A 19574-nucleotide genomic window follows, 5' to 3' on the forward strand; every position below is an offset into this window, starting at 1 on the left:
TCGGGCCTGTCAGTCGCACTCGCAGGAGTGACCGGTCTCGGTGCCACAGTGACTCGACTTCGGGCGCGGCACGTCGAGCGCGGGATTCCGGTCGAAGAAGCCATAGGGCTTCATTGTGAACCCGAGCTTGTCGACGGGCATGATCGGCCAGTCCTCGGGACGGGGGAAGTGCGTCATCGCGAACGACGCCCACACGACGATGTCGTCGCCGTCGACCTGGCGCTGCTGTTCGACCCACTGCGTGATCGTGCCGTTGCCCGGGTTCTGATTCGGATACGTACCTGAGGGGAACCGTTCGTCCGCGTCGAAGTGCGTCAGCCACATGTGCTTCGACCCGAAGCCTGCCCGCTTCGAGATCGACGAACCTTCGGCCGCCATCATCGTCGGCTCATCGGGCACGCGCAGCTCATAGCCGACGGGGAAGCCGTGCCGATTGGTCTTGTCCGGATTGACGATGTGCCAGACCCGCCCGGCCCCACCATCGGCTGTCCGTCCGCCCTCGGCGGTGAGCCTGGTGAGCTTGCGGGTGAAGGCGTTGCCGTAGGGGTTGTCGTCGCCGAAGGGCACGCGGACAGCTTCCTGCTCGTCGACGGCGTTGGCGATGCCGTCGACCTGCATGTCGAGCCGAGCACAGAACATGTGCTGATGGAAGGGCATGCCCAGACCCTCGTCGCCGAGGGGAGACGACCAGCGCTGCCGCTGAGCCTCGTCACCGTATGCGGCCGTGTAGACGATGCCGGTGGCCTTGCACTCGAGCTCGATCGTGCCGTCGAGGTAGAGGTACCAGTAGAAGCCATAGTCGTAGTTGCCGACGGTGATGAAGAAGGAGATGACGAGGCGGCGATTGCGGCGCACATCGACGGCGCCGGTGAACTCATCGGTGTGCTTGAACAGGATCCCTGCATCCTCCTCGTGGATGCAGATGGCGTTCGTGATCGTGTGCGCATGCCCTTGATCATCGGCGAGCACCGCATCGGAGTAGTGGATCTCGCCGAGGCAGTCGCACCCGAGCTCGAGTGAGTTCGTGTTCTTGCCCATCGAGTACTCGCCGGCGTCGAAGTAGTTCTGCCAGAAGCGCACCGGGCTGGGGTCGCCGTAGGGCACGACCATCTCCGCCACCGAGGCGCGGTAGACGATGGGGCGGCGCTCGCCCTCGTCGTCGAAGCTGATCTGGTGGAGGACCAGTCCTTCGACCGGGTCGAAGCCGAGTCGGACCTGCCACTTCTCCCAGTCGAGGACATCCCCGTTCAGGGTGAAGCTCGCGCCCTCGGGCTGGGTGATCTCGATCGGCTTCTGCGTCGTCCGCGGCTCGGGCAGCCAAGAATCGAGATGATAGTCGAAGCGCTCCTGGGGCACGGGCACGATGTCGGTATCGACGACCTCCACCACCTCACCTGTGTTGAGGTCGAGGTATGCGACCAGCCCCTCGAGCGGATGCGCCCACGCATTGTCCTGCGGGTCCGACTGGTTGAAGGACGAACCGCGTACGAGGCGACGGCCGGCCTCTCCGGGAATGTCAAAGCATCCGGCGGAGAGCGCGCAGATGCGCACGGTCTCGACATCGGTGATGCCGCGAGCTGCGACGGCCGCCCGCCACGTCGCGTCGTTGCGGATCATCTGCTCGGCTTCTTCGTATTCGGTCATCGTGATCGGGGCTTGGCCCTCGGCCGCGACATCGAGCACACGGGCGAAGAGGACCTTGCGCTCGGTCAGCGAGACGAGGAGCTCCGTCTGCTCCCCGGTGTCGCGATCGATGATGAGCGAGCGCACGCGGCGGTCGAGGTCGGTGGCACCTGCGATGACCTCGCGCTTATCCGGTTCGACGAGGCTGACGAGAGCGAACAGCGTCTGCTCGCTCACGTGGCCGGCATCGACGATGATCGCTCGATTGAGTTCGATCTCCTCGGAGGTGAGGCGATCGAGTGGGTGGGTGGTCGCACTGCCGGTGGCAGTCGTTGTCGGTGCAGTCATGGTCTTCACATGCCTTTCTGTGTATCGAGTGTGCTGTCGAGAGCGGGATCGAGATCGTCGAGCAGATCCTGAGGATCGGTCGGTGTGGGACGGAAGACGCGGACCCGGTGCCCGCGGACGTATCCGATCAGGGCCAGCGCGGCGAGGGCGCCGAGGGTGCCGAGAGTGAGGGCCGTGAACGGTCCCTGATCGACGCCCCATTCGTCGAGGAAGTTGTACTCCTGCCCGAAGAGCCGATCGAGCGTGCCGGGGAAGATCGCGACCCAGGATCCGAGCAGGATCCAGAGGAAGGCGATGCCGCCGAGGATGGTGAACCCGACATTGCCGACGGGCACCCGGAAGGGGCGTTCGATGCCGGGATGCTTCCAGCGCAACTTGATGGCCGCGGGGATGATGAGCAAATAGCTGAGCAGGAACGTCGAGATGGAGATCGAGAGGACGACCCCGAACAGTGCACCGGCGTCACCGCTGAGCTGCATGGCCGCGATGAGGAACACCGTGGCGACGGTGCCCGAGAGCAGATTGACGTTGACCGGGGTGCCCAGTGTGCGCGAGATCTTGCCGAAGAAGCCTCCGAAGAACGCGCCGTCGGCCGCGGTCAGTGCCTGCATCCGATCGCTCATGATCATCCACGCCGCGCCTTGAGAGGCGAGGATGATGACGAACATCAGCGCTGCGAGCACGACCATAACCTCGGCAGCGGGGCCGTAGACGGTGAACACCGTCTGCACGGCGTCGAGGAGTCCGCCGATGCCGGTGATCGTCTCGGTCGGCAATACGAGGAGCATGGCGAGGACCGGTAGGAGATAGCAGAGCGCGGAGATGAAACCGGAACGTGCGATCGCGACGGGGATGTCCTTCTTCGGGTTCTTCATCTCGTCCGAGGCGCTGTTCGATGCCTCGAACCCGAGGTAGGAGAACAGCAGGAGCGGCACAAGCCCGAGGAAACCGCTGAGGCTGGGGCTGAAGTCCGAGAGGTGGAGCGGTTGAACGCCGTGTTGGGCGGCGTAGATGATCGTGGTGAAGAGGAAGAACGCGATGAAGATGACCTTGAGCACGCCGCCGAGCGTGGGCAGCCACTTCGCCTTCGCCAGCGACAGAATCGCCGCGATCACCGTGATCCAGATGAAGACGATCTTGAAGATCCAGTCGCCGATCGACCCGGCCTCGAGGGGGCTGATGAACTGGTTCCATGTGCCGGTGGCGAGGAACGCCATCGAACCGCCGACCCATACCGGCTGGGTGACCCAGCTGAGGATCGAGGCGATCGCGCCGAACGGCCGGCCGAAGGCCTGGCGGACCCAGATATAGGCTCCGCCCTCACCGACGAAGGTGCTGCCGGTCTCGGCGAAGACGAGCGCGTAGGGCACGAGGAAGAAGATCGCGAGAACAAGAGTCCATGTGAAGGTCTCTGCACCGAAACCTGCGGTCTCGGCGAGGACTTCAATGCTCAATACTGCCGACATGACGATGAGCACGATGTCGAATCGGCCGAGCGTCTTCTTCAGATGCTGCTTCTGTTCGTCCGCGTATGCGGTCGTGCGTTCAAGGGAAGACACCATCCACCTCCTTGTGAGTGGGCGTCCGATAGAGTTCTTTGAGTTACACCGTAAAGAATTGCATGGGCGGTCGCCGATTGACAGAGGTACGGCCATACCGATCCGCGTTTGCCTGCATCACTTCAGGAGATAATGGGGCCATGGCACGACCGAAGAATCAGGCGGGACGCCGTGCACAGCTGGTGCAGGCGGCGAAGCAGGCGATTTCAGAGCGCGGACTCAACGGTCTGCGCACCATCGACGTGGCCGCACACTCGGAGCTGGGCGCCGGATCGGTGGCGTACTACTACCCCGATCTCGGCGATCTGGTGCGCGAGGTGCATGAGGACGCGGTGTCACGGTTCTACTGGAACCGTCGCGAGCAGGGGGCCGCAGATGAGCAGCCGGCAATTAAGCTGGCCCGGATCATCCGCAGCGGCATCCCGCGCTCTCGTGACGACGTCGACTTCCAAGTGCTCAATGAGCTGCACACCCACGCGTACAGGGACGCGTTCCACGCAGGGCTCATGGCGGAGATGTATCGACTCGAAGTCTCGCTCTATGCCGCGGTCCTCAGCGAAGGCGTCGACGCCGGAGCCTTCACGATGACGCTGACCGTGGAGACGGCCGCGAGTAACCTCGTGGCTCTCGAAGACGCCTACGGACTGCACTTCATGGGCGGAACACCGCTCGACGCCGATGACATCTTCCGGCTCATCGCGGCCAACGCCGAGGTGCTGACCGGGTGCAGGCTGATCGAGACAACATTAGGGTGACTAGACTGCACCTCATTTCTGCGCATTCTGACCTCCTGTGAATGCAGTTCGACGCCAGCTCGTGACGGAGCTGGCGCCGAGAACTGCATTGCGGTTGGCAGTTGCGCTTAATAGCGGGGGCTACTGAACGAGGAATCCGCCATCGACTGGGAGTGAAACACCTGTGATGAACTCTGAGTCAGAAGACAGGAGGAAGCTGATTGCGGCGGCCACGTCATCTGGTTTCGTCAGGTGTCCCATGGGGATCGGGGCGGCGAGCTCAGCCTTTTCAGCTTCTAGTTCAGCACCGGTCTTACCGATGAGTCCATCAATGAGCGGAGTGTCTGCATCTGCAGGGCAGACGGCATTGACGCGAATCTTGTCTGAAGCGTGCTGTAATGCCATCTGACGAGTGAGGTTGACGACTGCGCCCTTTGACGCAGCGTAGGCGCACTCGTCCTTGTTGACAACGAAGCCGAAAACCGAAGCGATGTTGACGATCGAGCCGCCCCCAGACTTGACGATCTCTGGAATCGCGTATTTGCCGGTGAGGAAGATGCTCTTGACGTTGACATTCATCATCGTGTCCCACGCTTTCTCAGTGCAGTCCACCACTCCTCCCTCCCCGAGAGCAATCCCTGCACAGTTGACGACGCCGTGGAGCCCACCGAGCTCAGTAGTGGTCTGGGCGACTGCAGATTCGACCGCGTCGGCCTCGGTGACGTCGGCTTCCAACGCTATGGCATGACCTTCAGCGACGGCATTGATTTCTTCCGCCACCGTCTCTGCCGATTTGAGCTGCAGGTCCAATACGCCGATGCGAGCTCCTTCAGAGGCCAAGCGCAGGCTGGTTGCTCTGCCCAAACCGGATCCACCGCCAGTGACGATGAAGATCGAGTTTTCAAAACGTGCCATTGATTCTCTCCTTTTGATTGCAGCCAGTTCAGACCGGCTCATTGTTTTCTGGACGATTGACGGAAGGGATGCTTGGTGAGTTCTCGTCTATGTCGGTGAGGGATTCGAGCGGTGAGCTCATCTCGTCGACGGTGGTGTCCGATTCCAGGCGATCAGCTATGCGTCGCGTTCGGCGCATGAGCACGAAATAGATGATTCCCGGCAAGGTCAGGGCGATGATCCAGGCGTAATCGATTCCGCCGACTGCTTCGAAGAGGAATCCGGTGAAGAACGCAGTGCTCATGAACGGGATCTCAACCAGGATTGTCGCGCCGTAGGCGATCAGTGCCCGCGAATTGAATCGACCGTATCGCCCATTGGGATCGAAGATGTCGCCGACGACGTATCGACCCTTTCGGACGAAGAAGAAATCGACGAGGTTGATGGTGGTCCACGGGAACAACATGTAGCCGAGAACAAGCAGTAGGTTCTCGAAGAAGGCCATGAAGTCGCTGCTCGCCAATATGGCCACCAAAGTGGCGACGGCAAAGACGATGAGGAACAGAACCGCTCGAGCAGACAAGGTTGTCTTGACTCGTCTGAAGGTATCAACGATTGTGGTCAGCGACATGAATGCGCCATACAGATTGAATACGTTTGTAGCAATGACGCCTATCACGATGAATATATAAACCGCGGGAGCTAGCGCGCTTGGGAAGAGCCCTGCAATAGTCTGACTGGGCTGGGAGCCGTACTCGGGGAAAATCGTCGTCAGCATGGCGCCGAGCGTCATCAGCCATGTGGTGCTGACCACAAGGCCCAGATAAGTGAAAATGAATGTCTGCTTTCCGCTGGTGCTGCTTGGCAGGTATCGCGAATAGTCCGCAACGTACGGGGCAAACGTCAATTGCCAGGTTGCTGTGGCAGCAATGAGCAGGAGGAACGCGGTGCCGTTGAAATTGCCGGCATTCCAAGAGCCTGACGGAAGACCGTGCTGTATCACCACTACCGTCACAGCCAGGAACCCTGCTCCGAGAATGATGGCGAACCAGCGTTCGATCTTGTGAATGAGGTCGTGACCGTAGAAGGTGATTACGAGAATCACCAGGCCTGAGATGACGATGCCCCAATTCGTTCCTATTGGTGTTCCCGCGTCGATGGCGTCTCCAGCAATAACTGAATTGCTTGCGAAATAGCCGATGTACATGATGAGTACTGCGAACAAAGGAATGGCTGCGCCGAAGACTCCGAACTGCGCGCGGCTCTGAATCATCTGGGGGATTCCGAGAACCGGGCCCTGTACAGAGTGACCGGCGACAAAGAAGGCACCAAGGAAATTGCCGCAAATGATTGCGACGATGCTCCAGAACATGTTGAGTCCAGAGAGAACCCCAATACCTCCAGTCAGGGTGGTCAACACCATCATGTTGACGCTGAACCAGAGGGGAAACTGGCTGGCGGGATGTCCATGCCGCTCGTTGTGTGGAACAAATTCGACTGATCGGAGTTCCGGGACTTTTGCACTCATGCTCTGCTCACTTCTTTGTGGTCTCTGTTGAGAATGCTTATGGAGCTGTCTGTCCGCGTTTCACCTTTCGCGTATACGGGAAAGATGAGACGCGGAGGGCCAAGTGGGGCATCACCCCCACTGCAGCCAGGTCGTCTTGAAGTCCGAGTAGTTCTCCAGGGCGTGGACGGACAGGTCGCGGCCGAAGCCGGACTGCTTGAACCCGCCGAAGGGCGTGGTGAAGCCCAGTGCGTCGACGGTGTTGACCGAGACAGTGCCGGCCACCAGGCGCGCGGACACGCGATGTGCCCGGGCCATGCTTCCCGTCCACAAGGCCGCGGCCAGTCCGTACGGGGTCTCATTCGCCTTCGCGATCGCCTCTTCCTCGGTGTCGAAGGGAGTGACGAGCGCGACGGGGCCGAAGATCTCATGGCTGTGCAGTCGGTGATCGGCCGGCAGGTCGGTCACGATCGTGGGCTCGACGAAGGTGCGGCGGCCGTTGATCGGCGGACGGTTGCCGCCCTGGACGATGGTGCCGTCCGCGCGGGCCTGCTCGATGCATTCCCACACCTCATCCGCGTGCTTCTCGGACACGACGCAGCCGATCGCGCTCTCGGGATCGAGTGGGTCTCCGGGCTGGAAGTCCTCTGCGGCGTCCTCGAGCAGATGGACGAACTCCTCGTAGACGGGGCGTTCGACGAAGATCCGCGAGGTGGCCGAGCAGACCTCGCCCTGGTTGTAGAAGATGCCGAACGCAGCCTTCTGGGCCGCGGCAGCGAGGTCATCGGTGTCGGCGAAGATGACGTTTGCGCTCTTGCCCCCGGCCTCGAGTGCCAAACGCTTCATATTCGACTCCCCGGCGTAGACCTGGAGCTGCTTGGCGACCTCGGTGGACCCGGTGAAGCCGAGCATGTCCACATCCATGTGCCGGCCCAGTGCCGTACCGACGACCGAGCCGCGACCGGGCACGACATTGAGGATGCCCGCGGGCAGCCCCGCCTCGGCGGCGATCTCGGCCAGCAGCAGGACCGAATGCGAGGCCTCGACCGGCGGTTTGACGACGAGGGCATTGCCGGCCGCCAGCGCGGGAGCGATCTTCCACGTCGCGATCTCCAGCGGATAGTTCCACGGCACGATGACCCCGATGACTCCCAGCGGTTCGCGGGTGACGAGCGCCGTCGACCCGGCCGGGGTCACCGGGATCTCGTCACTGAGTTTCTCGATAGCCTCACCGTAGAAGCGGAACAGGGCTGCGGCCCCCGGGGCGTCGATCGTCGAGGACTCACCGATCGGCTTGCCCATGTCGAGCGTGTCGAGGAGGGCGAATTCGTCCGACCGCGCTTCGATGAGCTCGGCCAGGCGCAGCAGCACCTCGCGCCGATGCGTCGCCGAGGCGCGCGACCACTCGCCGCCATCGAACGCGGCGCGGGCGCTCGCCACCGCCGCATCGACATCGGATCCGTCACCGAGGTGGAGCTGCGAGATCACCTCACCGGTGGCGGGGTTCGTCTTCGGATGAGTCTGCCCCGAGCGTGCATCGACCCGTTGCCCGTTGATGACTGGGCGTCCGTCGATGCTCAGAGCCGCTGCTGCGGCCCGCCACTCGGCCAGGGTCGCCGGTCGGGTCGTGGTGTCGGTCAGAGTCGCGGTCATGGAAGGTCTCCTTCGAATGTGGTGCGGAAAGCGAGTGGGCAGTGACAGCGGTCAGCGGTCGCCGGAGGGTTCGACGGGTGAGGGGCTGGGGCCTTCGGCCTGGGCGGCCGCCTCGGCGACCGGGGTTGTCGATGACTCCTCGAGGTCGTCGGAGCGCAGCAGGTCGATGCCGCGGGTCTCGGGCAGCGAGGCGACGGTGACGATGCCGATGACGCCGACCACGGCGAGGAACCAGCCGGGGCTGAGCGTGCTGCCGGTGGTGTCGATGAGCCAGGTGAGGATGTACGGCGCAGTGCCGGCGAAGAGTGCGGCGGTCAGCGCATAGGCGATGGACAGTCCCGTCTGCCTCGTTCGGGTCGGGAAGAGCTCGACGACGGTGGCGGCGTGGGTGCCGAGGATGATCGCGAGGATGAAAGCCAGGCCGAAGGTCGAGACGAACGACGCCCATGGGTAGTCGGCGCCCATGAGGAGGAACAGCGGAACCGAGAGCACCGTGAGTGCGATCGCCGCGGTCATGAGCACAGGCTTGCGTCCGAACCTGTCCGAGGCGAGGCCCGCCAGCGGGACGATGACGAGGCCGAGTGCCGAGGCCAGGGTCGACAGCAGCGCCGACCGTCCGGGTTCGATGCCGACAGCGGTCTCCTGATAGGTGAGCAGGTAGACGAGGACGACGTAGAAGGTGACGTTCATGAACGTCTCCATCCCGCAGGTCTGGAGGAACTGCTTGGGATTGCGTTTGAACACCTCACGCAGGGGTGCCTCGGCGACGGTCTCCATCTTCTGCAGGGCAGAGAACTCCGGGGTGTCCTCGATCTTCCGACGGATGTAGAGGCCGATGAAGCCCAGGGGCACGGTGATGAGGAACGGGATCCTCCAGCCCCAGGCGCTCACCTGGTCGGGCGTCAGCGCCTGGTTGAGGAGGAAGACGACGAAGGAGGCCAAGAGGAATCCGGCCAGGGAGCCCACCTCCAGCCAGCTGCAGCCGAAGCCTCGGCGCTTCGGCGGTGAGAATTCGCCGAGGAAGGCCGCCGCGCTGCCGAATTCGCCACCGGCGGCCAGCCCCTGCACGATGCGGGTGACGATGAGGAGGATCGGAGCGAGCACACCGATGGCCCCGTAGGTCGGCAGCACTCCGAGCGCGAGCGTCGACAGGGCCATGGCGAGGATGACCAGCGACAGGGTGTGCTTGCGTCCGAGCTTGTCGCCGAGGCGGCCGAAGAGGATCGCGCCGATCGGCCGGACGAGGAAGGAGACGGCGAAGACCGCGAAGGTGGCGAGCAAACCTGCGGTGCTGTCCTCCTCGGGGAAGAAGATCGCTGCGATCGTCGTGGCCATATAGGCATAGACGGCCCAGTCGAACCAGTGGACGAGGACGCCGATGGAGCCGGCGACCACGCTCTTGCGCAGACCTTTCTGATAGGCCAGCCCCTCGGCAGCCTGGGTGTCACCTGACATGTCCGAATCCTCCTTTGGAATCGTGGTCGCCAGCGCTGTGCTGGCGGTGCGGCCGTCGGTCAGCCGCGCTGAACGCTCACGTCGGCGGCCGTCCAGGCCAGCGCGGTGGCGCCGTCGATGAGCGTGCTCTCGGCCCTCTCTCCGACGCAGGACTCGGCGAAGGCGGCCTGATGATTGCTCGCCTCGCCGCCGACCCCGATATAGGGGTGGATGGCGTCGACGATCTGGGAGACGTTGCCCATGTCCGTCGACGCGCGGTTCATCGTCGCTGCGACGGGGTCGACGTCGAAGTCTCGGCCGAGTGCGAGAGCATTGGCCCGGTAGGCTTCGAGCGCGGCCTCATCGGTGCGCATCTCCGAGTAGCGGCGGCTCTCCGGTGTGAGCGACAGCTGCGCACCGGTGGCCAGGGCTCCGGCCTCGAAGCAGTTGATGACCTTCTGCTCGAGGGCGAGCAGCTCCTCCGTCGTCTCGGCACGTACGTACCAGCGGCCCTCAGTCTTCTCGGGAATCGCGTTGGGAGCCTCGCCGCCGTTCGTCGTCACCCCGTGGACTCGTACGGTCTTCGGCAGCTGCTGGCGCAGCAGACCGAGGGCCACCTGGGCGATGAGGAACGCGTCGTTGGCATTGATTCCGCGTTCCGGGTATGCGGCGGCATGGGCGGCGCGACCGGTGTATTCGACGTGCCAGTGGGTGACGGCGAATGGTTCGGCCTCGGCGACGTCGACCGGTGCGGGATGGGCCATGAGCGCGAAGTCGAGTTCGGTGAACGCACCGCGGTCGAGCAGTTCGATCTTGCCGCCTCCGCCCTCTTCGGCCGGTGTGCCGATGACCTCGACGGTGATGCCGAGCTCCCCGGCCGCCTCGGCGAGGCCGATCGCCCCACCGACGCTCATCGCGGCGATGAGGTTGTGGCCGCAGGCATGCCCGAGGCCCGGCAGGGCGTCGTACTCGGCGAGGAAGCCGACGGTGAAGTCACCGGTTCCGAACGTGGCTCGGAAGGCGGTCTCGAGTTCGAGATAGGGCTGCTCGACGGTGAAGCCGTGGTCGGCGAGGACTGCGGCGACTGCGGCCGAGGAGCGGAACTCTTGCCAGCCGAGTTCGGGGTCGTCATGGAGGGCATTCGACAGGTCGACGAGGCGGTCGCGCACCTCGGCGACCCGGGCGGCGATGCGGTCCTTGAGTGCGCTGGTCATCGATCGTCACCGGGCACGCCGTAGGACGGAGAGGCGGCCGGATCGAGACCGCGCGTGATGTAGTCGTCCCGCTGGGGCATCCAGATCTCGAGGAGGCGGCCGAGCTGCCCGATCGGATCCTCATCGGCCCAATCGACGCGCAGGTCAGTGACCCGCCAGCCGGAGCCGTTGACCACGGACAGGCCGGCCGAATGGACGGGACCGGCTTCGCCGCCGGCGGCCATCGCTGCTTCGAAGGCTGCGAAGAGGCGCTCCTCGAGACGTCCGGCGGCCGACAGTGCGGTTTCGACGAAGGCGTCGAGGACTGTCAGGTCCGCGAGCATATTGCCGCCGGCGACCGCGTTGGTCTCGGTGCGGGCACCGAAGATGCCGAGTGCCTGTGCGCCCGAGTGCGCGGCGGTGTTCCCGGCCGCGTCGATGACGAGCAGCTGCCGAAAGTCGATAGCGGTGGGATCGGCAGCGGCGACGACCGCATCGAGTGCCGACTGCGCGTCCTTGCCGGAGCTCATCTCGTCGATGACGGCCGGGCCGAGCCGTGGGTCGGTGATGTTCTGGGAGTTCACCCCGCCGATCCCGTCGGTCAGACTGATGCAGCGTGCGGCGACGGCCGGTGAGGATGAGGAGATCGCGGAGCCGAACTCCCCGGTCTCGGGATCGTGGAGGAGGAGCGAGAAGGTCACTGGGCCACCTCGGTCCGTCCCGCCTCGGTGCCGGTGTTCGCAGCGGAGTTCTCGCTGATGACGGCGGTGGCGTCGATCTCGACGAGCCATTCGGGGCGCGCCAGGGCCTGGACGACGATGCCGGTCGAGACGGGGTAGACGCCCTTGAGCCACTTGCCCACCGTGCGGTAGACGTCCTCGCGGTAGCGGGGGTCGATGATGTAGATGGTGACCTTGACGATGTCGGCGAGGCTGCTGCCGGCCTCCTCGAGGAGCATTGCGATGTTCGACATCGCCTTCTCGGCCTGCGCCGTGACGTCGCCGATGCCCACCGACTCGCGGGTCTCGAGGTCCTGGCCGATCTGCCCGCGGAGGTAGACGACGCCGCCGGCGACCACGGCCTGGCAGAGATCGTTGTCGAGATTCTGCTCCGGATAGGTGTCCTTGGTGTTGAACATTCTCAGTCGTGTGTGCGTCGGCTGGGCCATGATGCGTCTCCTCGTCGAGTGAAGCGGTTGGGTATCTGCCCCTATTCTCGATTCATTCCATTTATCTGTGAAATAGTTATAATTTAGTCAGAGCATCTACAAAACAGATTCTTCATCGCAGGGAGCCGCAATGGTGCAGAGATTCGCGATCACGCTCACCCAGCTGTCCTACTTCGCTGAATGCGCGAAGACGCTCAATATGACCGAGGCCAGCCAGGAGCTGCACATCGCCCAGTCGGCTGTGTCGACGGCGATCAACCAGCTGGAGAAGGCCCTCGGTGCTCCGCTGTTCGTCCGTCAGCACTCGAAGGGCCTCGTCCTCACCTCGGCCGGTGAGAGCCTGCTCCACGAGACCCGGGAAATTTTCGGGCGGATCACCGACGCCGTCGACTCGATCCAGGCCGGTCAGCGTGAGGTACGCGGAACCATCGTCATCGCCTGCTTCCAAACGATCGCACCGTTCCTGCTTCCGCAGCTGCTCCAGCGATTGGGCGAGCGTCACCCCGACCTGACCGTCGAAGTCGTCGAGGGAGACCACGAGGAGAGCATGGATGCCCTGCGCAGCGGTCGGGTCGAACTCGCGCTCAACTACGACCTCACCGAATCCGACGGCATCCGCGCCGAGATCGTCGGTGAGGCTAGGCCGCACGTCATCGTCGGCACCGACCATCGTCTCGCCCGTCGGAAGAAGGTCTCTCTGAGCGAGCTCGCCGAGGATGACTTCGTCGTCCTCGACTTGCCCGACAGCCGCGAGTACTTCCTCAACATGCTGCGCCTGGCCGGCATCACCCCGCATGTGCGCTACCGGAGCTCGAGCTACGAGACCGTGCGCTCGATGGTCGCCATGGGCCTCGGATTCTCCATCCTCAACCAGCGACCGCGCATCCGGCAGACCTACACGGGAGAGCGGACGACGATCCTCGAGATCTCCGATCCCGTCCCCACCCTGCACGTGGCCGTGTCCACCCTGGCTCGATCCGGGCAGACGGCGAAGGCCGCTGCCGTGTCCGACGTCGTCCGCGAGATCCTCGCCGAGGTGGCCCCCGAGTCAGGCTGAGGGCGTTTCCGTTAGATACCCCTAAGTGATCGACGAATGGTCAGTGCATCTATTCATAAGATGCAGTGGACCGTGAAGAACTATTGGCATTGCCGCTTCCACCTGCGGTTTGCTGGAAGGCGTCAGGGCAACATCGAAGTTGTGCCCGCCAGCAACGAAGCAGATGCCGCCGCAGCGCGGCACCGACGGAAGGGTGTCCATGTCGAACACAGCCGCAGAAACCACCGAGGTCGTCGTCATCGGCGGCGGCCAGGCCGGGATCGCGATGAGCGAGCATCTCAGCGAGCGGGGAGTGGCCCATGTCGTCCTCGAGCGCGACCGGGTCGCCGAAGCCTGGCGCTCACGCCGCTGGGACTCCCTCGTCGCCAACGGGCCCGCCTGGCACGATCGCTTCCCCACACGGGAGTTCGCGGACACCGATCCCGACGGTTTCGCCACGAAGGGGCAGGTCGCCGAATACTTCCAGACCCTCGTCGAGGCCAAGGACCTGCCGGTGCGCACCGGGGTCAGCGCCACCTCGGTGACGGAGAACGCGGGATCCCGCGGATTCCGTGTGACCACCGACGCCGGAGTCATCGACGCCGACTACATCGTCGCCGCCACAGGTCCGTTCCAGACCCCGCGGATCCCCGAGATCATCCCCGCCGAGGCAGGACTGACACAGATCCACTCGAACGACTACAAGAACCCCGAACAGCTCGACGACGGGGGAGTCCTCGTCGTCGGCGCCGGGTCGTCCGGTGTGCAGATCGCCGCCGAGATCCAGCGCTCGGGGCGACCGGTCCACCTCGCCGTCGGTCCCCACGACCGTCCGCCGCGCGCCTACCGCAGCCGCGATTTCTGCTGGTGGCTCGGCGTGCTGGGCAAATGGGACATGGCCACACCGCCGGCCGGAGCCGAACATGTCACGATCGCCGTCAGCGGAGCCCAGGGCGGGCACACCGTCGACTTCCGTGATCTCGCGAATTCGGGCATCACCCTGCTCGGCCGAGCGAACTCCTATGCCGACGGCATCCTGCACATCGGTGACGACCTGCAGCGCAATATCGCCCGCGGCGACGAGAACTACCTGTCGCTGCTGCGCGAGGCCGATGAGTACATCGAACGCTACGGCCTCGACCTGCCGCCCGAGCCCGAGGCGCACATCCTCGGACCGGACCCGGACAGCGTCAGCGACCCGATCCGCGAACTCGACCTTGCCGCAGCGGGGATCCGCACCGTAATCTGGGCGACCGGCTTCGGAGTCGACTACTCCTGGCTGAGCGTCGACGGCGTCCTCGACGAAAGCGGATACCCAGTGCAGAAGCGCGGTGTCAGCCCTGTCCCCGGCATGTACTTCCTCGGGCTGCCTTGGCTGTCCCGACGCGGGTCGAGCTTCATCTGGGGAGTGTGGCACGACGCGAAGTACCTCGCCGACCAGATCGGCATCCAGCGGATGTACCGTGACTATGCGCCATCGACCACCGATGCTTTCGCAGAGGCTGCGTCGTGACGGCCCTGATCGCGAGGCACCACTTCGTTCCGCCCTCGTTCTCTCGGCTCTTCGGCCGACAGGCGAAATGTGAGAGTCTGAAGACACTATGACTGAGTCGACTTCATCCTCACCGCAGACCGCTTCGATTCCCCTGACCTCGCAGAACCCGCAGACCGTGCCGACCCGCACCGAGACCGACTCGATCGGCAGCATGGAGATCCCCGACACCGCCTATTGGGGCGTGCACACTGCCCGGGCGAACGAGAACTTCCCGATCACCCGACGCCCGATCAACGTCTACCCCGATTTCATCCGCGCTTTCGCCTGCGTCAAGCAGGCCGCGGCCCGGGCGAATGCGGAGATCGGGGCGCTCGACGAGCAGCGGGCGAACCTCATCGACTCCGCCTGTGAAGAGATCAAGGCCGGTAAGCTCCACGATCAGTTCACCGTCGGCGTCGTCCAGGGCGGAGCCGGCACGTCGACGAATATGAACGCCAACGAGGTCATCACCAACCGCGCCCTCGAGATCGCCGGCCGGCCCAAGGGCGACTACGCCTTCCTCAACCCGAACGACCACACGAACCACAGTCAGTCGACGAACGACACCTACCCGACCGCCATCAAGATCGCACTGGCGTTCTCACTGCAGAACCTCCTCGGCGAGCTCACCCTGCTCGCCGACGCCTTCGCGGCCAAGGGGCGGGAATTCGCTCACATCGTCAAGGTCGGGCGCACTCAGCTGCAGGATGCGGTGCCGATGACGCTCGGCCAGGAGTTCACCGCGTTCGCGGTGACTCTGCGTGAGGACGTTCAGCGGCTCGAAGAGGCAGTCGCCCTCCTCGGCGAGGTGAACATGGGAGCCACGGCGATCGGAACCTCGATCAACGCGCCGGTCGGCTACAAGGAAGCGGTCATCGAACACCTGCGGAAGATCACCGGTCTCGACCTCGTCACGGCCGGCGACCTGGTCGAATCCACCTCCGACACCGGAGTCTTCATCACCTTCTCCGGTGCGCTCAAGCGCAGTGCTCTGAAGTTGTCGAAGATCGCCAACGACCTGCGCCTGCTGTCCTCGGGACCCCAGGCCGGCCTCGGCGAGATCAACCTGCCCGCCCGTCAGGCGGGGTCGTCGATCATGCCCGGCAAGGTCAATCCGGTCATCCCCGAGGCGGTCTCTCAGGTCGCGTACTCCGTGGCCGGGGCCGACGTCACCGTGTCCATGGCCGTCGAAGCTGGACAGCTGCAGCTCAACGCCTTCGAACCGATCGTCGCCCACTCGCTGTTCCAGTCGATCACATGGCTCGAACGGGCCTGCCAGACATTCCGGGTCAACTGCGTCACCGGAATCACTGCCAACGAAGACCGGCTGAACGATATCGTCGACCGCTCCGTCACCGTCATCACCGCGCTCGCCCCGGTCATCGGCTATGCCTCGGCGGCGAAGTTGGCCAAGGAGGCACTGGCGAGGAACGAATCGATCTCGGACCTCGTCGTCGAACACGGTCTGCTCGAGCGAGATCAGCTCGGTGAGATCCTCAGCCCCGAACGGCTGACCGGAATGCCGGCCGACGACAGCGTGGACAATTCGGCCGACAGCGCCGAGGCGGTTCCTCGGGACGAGATGACGGGGGAGCTTCCTGTCATCCCTGATACGGAGGGCTGAGCGGCTCGGTTGTCCGCCACCAAGCGCGCGGGCTGCTGCTTCGTCGCTCGATGGTCGCAGTCCGCCCAAGGCATCGCCGGACTGCACATGTCGTGTGCCCGCGCGCGTAACCTTGCAGGAGCACTGTGCATGTGGAACCACTGATTCTCCGACCGATGGCAGCTCCGAGAGGTGACGCACGATGTCGATTGATGCCTATATCTTCTTCAGCGACGGACAATGCGCTGAAGCGTTCAACCACTACCAGGAGATCTTCGGCGGCGAGCTGACGATCATGCCGATGAAAGACGTTCCCGAAGACCAGCGGATGCCCGGTTCGACCGACGAGACGGTCATGCATGCCGCGCTGAAATTCGGGGATACCCTGCTGATGGGATCGGATGACACCACGGGTGATGGAGGTCCGAGGCGGGGGATCGCTCTGTCGTACACGGCCTCCGACCTCGAGGCTGCCGGCACGGTGTTCGCCGGACTATCTGACGGAGGCGAGGTTCAGATGCCTCTGGGGCCGACGTTCTGGTCCGAAGGGTTCGGCATGTGCCTCGATAAGTACGGAGTGCCGTGGATCGTCGATACCGCCGAGTTGTCTGACGGTTGATGGCGCAGCGCATCCCGTGACAGCTGACGACGACCACCCCCTGGTCGAGAACTCGCCCACATCCCCACTGGTCCTCGCCGACCTAGACGCTTGGCGCGAGTGGCTGATCGCCAACGAGCACACCTCAATGGGTGTGTGGGTACTCATGGCGAAGAAAAACGTCACCACACCGACCTCACTGAACTACCAAGACGCCCTCGAGGAAGCACTTTGCGGAGGCTGGATCGACGGACAGCGCCGCAGCTTCGATGCGACGACGTTCGTCCAGCGCTTCACCCCGAGACGTCCGCGCTCGAACTGGTCGAAGCGCAATGTCGAGATCATCGGCAGTCTCGAGGTCGACGGTCGTCTGCGGGATCGCGGCCGTGCCGAGGTGCGGCTGGCCCAGGACGATGGCCGCTGGGAGAACGCCTACCCCAGGCAGTCGGAGGCCACCGTCCCCGATGACCTGCGTGATGCCCTCGCCGAGGCGCCCGCCGCTCAATCCGCATTCGATGCCCTTAACCGCGCGGAGCGATTCACGGCCATGCTGCCGATCCTCACCGCCCGCACCGAGGCTACCAGAGCCAGGATCATCGCCCGACTCGTCGACCGCCTCGGCGAGGGGAGTAGGGACTGAACCGACTTACTCCCCGGTCCACTCCACTGGGGTCTTGGTGAGGAATCCTTCGACGGCGTTCGCGAAGTCCTGACTGCCGTAGACTTTCGCGATGACATCCGCATCGTCGACAGGTCCGCCGGCAGCCAGCCGGCGGAGGTTCTCCTTGATCGCCCACTGCGTCAGCGGTGCCCCGGACACGACCCGCTCGATGAGAGCTTCGGCTTCGGCGTCGAGATCCTCGGCGACCGCGGTGAGGAACCCCGAGTCCAGCGCTTCCTGCGCGTCGACCTTCCGAGCGGTGATGAGCATCGACGCGGTCCGCGGTTCCCCGAACGCCCGGGCCAGCCGGCGCAGGGTGTTCGCTGAGAGTGTGTTGCCCAAGGTGCGGGCGATGGGGACGGAGAACGCCGAGGCGGTCGATCCGATCCGCACATCCGCGCAGCACGCGATCCCCAGACCTCCACCCACGCAGTGGCCGTCGATGACGGCGATGACCGGTTTGTCGACCGCAGCCAGAGCACCGAGCACCTCGTCGATGCGCTGCTCGTACGCGACCCCGTCCTCACCGGTGAACCCACGGAACTGCGCGATATCCGTGCCGGCGACGAAGGCCCGACCCCCGGCTCCACGGAGGACGAGGGCGCGCAGATCAGGATCCGCGTCGACCTGGGCGGCCGCCTCGGCGAGCTTCTGGTACATCTCGAACGTCATCGCGTTGCGCGCCTCGGGACGGTTGAACGTCACGCGCAGACTGCGCCCGACCACCTCGGTGATCACTTGATCGCTCATGACCGGGCCTCCTCGGTGATGGTGTCGGTTCCGGCAGGGGCGGAGTCCGAGTCGGACCCGGCCGTCCCGGTACTGCCCGCGAACTCCGCGAGCACCCGGTCGGTGTCCGCGCCGAGCGACGGTCCGGCCGGACCATGGGTGAGCGGCGAACGGGAGAAGCGCATCGGATTGCCCAATTGCGTCACCTCGCCGAGGCGGGGGTGCTGGGAGGACCAGAAGAAGTTCCGCTGCTGCAGATGGTCGTCGGTGAAGACCTGTTCGTAGTCGTTGATCGGGGCGGCCGGGACACCGACGCGATTCATCTCTTCGACCACCTCGGCGATGGTGCGGTTGCGCAGCCGATCCTCGATGACGGCGATGAGGGCCTCTCGGTTGGCGAACCGGAGTGCTGGCTCGGCGTACTTCGGGTGGTGCTCGAGGTCGGCGAGGTCGAATGCCGAGCAGAACCGCGTCCACGTGGCCGGGGTGTTCGCGCCGATAGTGACGAATCCGTCGCCGACCTCGATCGCCTGATACGGTGCCTGCGCTTGATGTGCCGAACCGTTCGGCCGACTCACGGTCCCGGCGCCGAAGTACCCGCCGGCCTCCCACACCGCCAGGGATACGGCGGATTCGAAGAGGGAGACATCGAGGTACTGCCCCTGCCCGGAATCGCGCCGTTCATAGAGGGCGGAGACGATGCCGAGCGCGACGTAGAGAGCGGTCGAGAGATCGGAGATCGGCACCCCGACCTTCGCCGGCGGCTGATCGGGGAATCCGGTGATGCTCATCAGTCCCGACCGGGCCTGCGCCATGATGTCGAGGCCGGCCAGGGGAGCCAGCGGCCCGTCCTGACCCCAGCCCGAGGCGGAGGCGTAGATGAGACCAGGATGGTCCTCGCGCAGATCGTCGTATCCGAAGCCCATCTTTGTCAGCGCCCCGGGACGCATGTTCTCGACGAGGACGTCCGCCTCGGCGAGCAGGGAGTGCAGGCCGGCTCTTCCTGCGTCGGATTTGAGGTTGAGGACGATCGATTCCTTGTTGCGGTTGAGCCGGATGAACGGGCTCGATTCGCCGTCGACGAAGGGCCCCGAAGCGCGCATCGGATCTCCGCTGGGCGGTTCGATCTTGATGACGCGCGCGCCCAAATCGGCCAGCTGCATCGTCGCGTATGGCCCGGCGATGAACACGCCGAGCTCGAGCACGGTCACCCCCGACAGCGGTCCTGGTGCTGAGTCGTCACTCATTGCGTCCTCTCTGACTGCATTCTCACTGGTCGGTCGGTTCGGCGGTGTCGGTT

The 19574-nt window shown here is 64.4% G+C and carries 17 protein-coding genes; 6 read left to right on the top strand and 11 right to left on the bottom strand.

What is annotated here, in order from left to right:
- Positions 1 to 9: 9 nt before the first annotated feature.
- Positions 10 to 1971 carry a primary-amine oxidase gene (locus tag AC3CD9_RS17690; protein ID WP_488365301.1) on the bottom strand — a complete coding sequence of 654 codons (1962 nt, stop codon included), beginning with the start codon at positions 1969 to 1971 and terminating at the stop codon, positions 10 to 12.
- Positions 1972 to 1976: 5 nt separating this feature from the next.
- Positions 1977 to 3533 carry an APC family permease gene (locus tag AC3CD9_RS17695; RefSeq protein ID WP_488365303.1) on the bottom strand — a complete coding sequence of 519 codons (1557 nt, stop codon included), beginning with the start codon at positions 3531 to 3533 and terminating at the stop codon, positions 1977 to 1979.
- A gap of 137 nt (positions 3534 to 3670) precedes the next feature.
- Between AC3CD9_RS17695 and AC3CD9_RS17700 the strand changes: the two genes are divergently transcribed.
- Positions 3671 to 4285, top strand: a complete 615-nt coding sequence (locus AC3CD9_RS17700) for a TetR/AcrR family transcriptional regulator (protein ID WP_488365304.1) — start codon at positions 3671 to 3673, stop codon at positions 4283 to 4285.
- 120 nt (positions 4286 to 4405) lie between these two features.
- Here AC3CD9_RS17700 and AC3CD9_RS17705 read toward each other — a convergent pair whose 3' ends face one another.
- The 7 genes from AC3CD9_RS17705 to AC3CD9_RS17735 all read right to left on the bottom strand — a co-directional run bounded on the left by AC3CD9_RS17705 (position 4406) and on the right by AC3CD9_RS17735 (position 12113).
- A complete protein-coding gene (locus tag AC3CD9_RS17705; protein WP_488365305.1) occupies positions 4406 to 5179 on the bottom strand; it encodes an SDR family NAD(P)-dependent oxidoreductase in 774 nt (257 codons plus the stop codon).
- A gap of 28 nt (positions 5180 to 5207) precedes the next feature.
- Entirely contained in the window at positions 5208 to 6686 is a 1479-nt protein-coding gene (locus tag AC3CD9_RS17710) for a purine-cytosine permease family protein (RefSeq protein WP_488365306.1), read from the bottom strand.
- Positions 6687 to 6797: 111 nt separating this feature from the next.
- Positions 6798 to 8318, bottom strand: a complete 1521-nt coding sequence (locus tag AC3CD9_RS17715) for an aldehyde dehydrogenase family protein (RefSeq protein WP_488365307.1) — start codon at positions 8316 to 8318, stop codon at positions 6798 to 6800.
- A 51-nt stretch (positions 8319 to 8369) separates the two neighbouring features.
- The gene (locus AC3CD9_RS17720) at positions 8370 to 9773 is read right to left on the bottom strand and encodes an MFS transporter (protein ID WP_488365308.1); all 1404 of its coding nucleotides are present in this window, start codon (positions 9771 to 9773) and stop codon (positions 8370 to 8372) included.
- Positions 9774 to 9832: 59 nt separating this feature from the next.
- Positions 9833 to 10966 carry a M20 family metallopeptidase gene (locus tag AC3CD9_RS17725; protein ID WP_488365309.1) on the bottom strand — a complete coding sequence of 378 codons (1134 nt, stop codon included), beginning with the start codon at positions 10964 to 10966 and terminating at the stop codon, positions 9833 to 9835.
- On the bottom strand, positions 10963 to 11646 hold the full coding sequence (locus tag AC3CD9_RS17730; RefSeq protein WP_488365310.1) for a DUF1028 domain-containing protein: 684 nt from the start codon (positions 11644 to 11646) through the stop codon (positions 10963 to 10965). Before AC3CD9_RS17730 ends, AC3CD9_RS17725 begins: the two co-directional genes overlap by 4 nt.
- A complete protein-coding gene (locus AC3CD9_RS17735) occupies positions 11643 to 12113 on the bottom strand; it encodes a RidA family protein (RefSeq protein ID WP_488365311.1) in 471 nt (156 codons plus the stop codon). The genes AC3CD9_RS17730 and AC3CD9_RS17735 overlap by 4 nt, the downstream gene beginning before the upstream one ends.
- A gap of 130 nt (positions 12114 to 12243) precedes the next feature.
- Here AC3CD9_RS17735 and AC3CD9_RS17740 point away from each other — a divergent pair, with 130 nt between their 5' ends.
- The 5 genes from AC3CD9_RS17740 (at position 12244) to AC3CD9_RS17760 (ending at position 17524) form a co-directional block, all read left to right on the top strand.
- Positions 12244 to 13170, top strand: coding sequence for a LysR substrate-binding domain-containing protein (locus AC3CD9_RS17740; protein ID WP_488365312.1), 927 nt, complete (start codon positions 12244 to 12246; stop codon positions 13168 to 13170).
- Positions 13171 to 13369: 199 nt separating this feature from the next.
- Positions 13370 to 14662 (top strand): flavin-containing monooxygenase, encoded by a 1293-nt coding sequence (locus AC3CD9_RS17745; RefSeq protein ID WP_488365313.1) that lies wholly within the window; start codon positions 13370 to 13372, stop codon positions 14660 to 14662.
- Between the two features lie 88 nt (positions 14663 to 14750).
- Positions 14751 to 16307, top strand: coding sequence for an aspartate ammonia-lyase (locus tag AC3CD9_RS17750; RefSeq protein ID WP_488365314.1), 1557 nt, complete (start codon positions 14751 to 14753; stop codon positions 16305 to 16307).
- 181 nt (positions 16308 to 16488) lie between these two features.
- Positions 16489 to 16905, top strand: coding sequence for a VOC family protein (locus tag AC3CD9_RS17755; RefSeq protein WP_488365316.1), 417 nt, complete (start codon positions 16489 to 16491; stop codon positions 16903 to 16905).
- A gap of 16 nt (positions 16906 to 16921) precedes the next feature.
- Complete coding sequence (locus AC3CD9_RS17760; protein ID WP_488365317.1) at positions 16922 to 17524, top strand: YdeI/OmpD-associated family protein; 603 nt, start codon at positions 16922 to 16924, stop codon at positions 17522 to 17524.
- A 6-nt stretch (positions 17525 to 17530) separates the two neighbouring features.
- Here AC3CD9_RS17760 and AC3CD9_RS17765 read toward each other — a convergent pair whose 3' ends face one another.
- On the bottom strand, positions 17531 to 18295 hold the full coding sequence (locus AC3CD9_RS17765; protein ID WP_488365318.1) for an enoyl-CoA hydratase: 765 nt from the start codon (positions 18293 to 18295) through the stop codon (positions 17531 to 17533).
- On the bottom strand, positions 18292 to 19521 hold the full coding sequence (locus AC3CD9_RS17770) for a CaiB/BaiF CoA transferase family protein (protein ID WP_488365319.1): 1230 nt from the start codon (positions 19519 to 19521) through the stop codon (positions 18292 to 18294). The genes AC3CD9_RS17765 and AC3CD9_RS17770 overlap by 4 nt, the downstream gene beginning before the upstream one ends.
- Between the last annotated feature and the right edge of the window lie 53 nt (positions 19522 to 19574).

This window comes from Brevibacterium sp. MGP-B1 (genome assembly GCF_057766545.1).

Excerpts from the sequence above, each read along its gene's own strand:
- AC3CD9_RS17750 (WP_488365314.1), top strand. The coding sequence starts at position 14,751 with ATGACTGAGTCGACTTCATCCTCACCGCAGACCGCTTCGATTCCCCTG.
- AC3CD9_RS17690 (WP_488365301.1), bottom strand. The coding sequence starts at position 1,971 with ATGACTGCACCGACAACGACTGCCACCGGCAGTGCGACCACCCACCCA.
- AC3CD9_RS17765 (WP_488365318.1), bottom strand. The coding sequence starts at position 18,295 with ATGAGCGATCAAGTGATCACCGAGGTGGTCGGGCGCAGTCTGCGCGTG.
- AC3CD9_RS17740 (WP_488365312.1), top strand. The coding sequence starts at position 12,244 with ATGGTGCAGAGATTCGCGATCACGCTCACCCAGCTGTCCTACTTCGCT.
- AC3CD9_RS17735 (WP_488365311.1), bottom strand. The coding sequence starts at position 12,113 with ATGGCCCAGCCGACGCACACACGACTGAGAATGTTCAACACCAAGGAC.
- AC3CD9_RS17770 (WP_488365319.1), bottom strand. The coding sequence starts at position 19,521 with ATGAGTGACGACTCAGCACCAGGACCGCTGTCGGGGGTGACCGTGCTC.
- AC3CD9_RS17745 (WP_488365313.1), top strand. The coding sequence starts at position 13,370 with ATGTCGAACACAGCCGCAGAAACCACCGAGGTCGTCGTCATCGGCGGC.
- AC3CD9_RS17695 (WP_488365303.1), bottom strand. The coding sequence starts at position 3,533 with ATGGTGTCTTCCCTTGAACGCACGACCGCATACGCGGACGAACAGAAG.
- AC3CD9_RS17755 (WP_488365316.1), top strand. The coding sequence starts at position 16,489 with ATGTCGATTGATGCCTATATCTTCTTCAGCGACGGACAATGCGCTGAA.
- AC3CD9_RS17725 (WP_488365309.1), bottom strand. The coding sequence starts at position 10,966 with ATGACCAGCGCACTCAAGGACCGCATCGCCGCCCGGGTCGCCGAGGTG.
- AC3CD9_RS17705 (WP_488365305.1), bottom strand. The coding sequence starts at position 5,179 with ATGGCACGTTTTGAAAACTCGATCTTCATCGTCACTGGCGGTGGATCC.
- AC3CD9_RS17700 (WP_488365304.1), top strand. The coding sequence starts at position 3,671 with ATGGCACGACCGAAGAATCAGGCGGGACGCCGTGCACAGCTGGTGCAG.
- AC3CD9_RS17710 (WP_488365306.1), bottom strand. The coding sequence starts at position 6,686 with ATGAGTGCAAAAGTCCCGGAACTCCGATCAGTCGAATTTGTTCCACAC.
- AC3CD9_RS17720 (WP_488365308.1), bottom strand. The coding sequence starts at position 9,773 with ATGTCAGGTGACACCCAGGCTGCCGAGGGGCTGGCCTATCAGAAAGGT.
- AC3CD9_RS17715 (WP_488365307.1), bottom strand. The coding sequence starts at position 8,318 with ATGACCGCGACTCTGACCGACACCACGACCCGACCGGCGACCCTGGCC.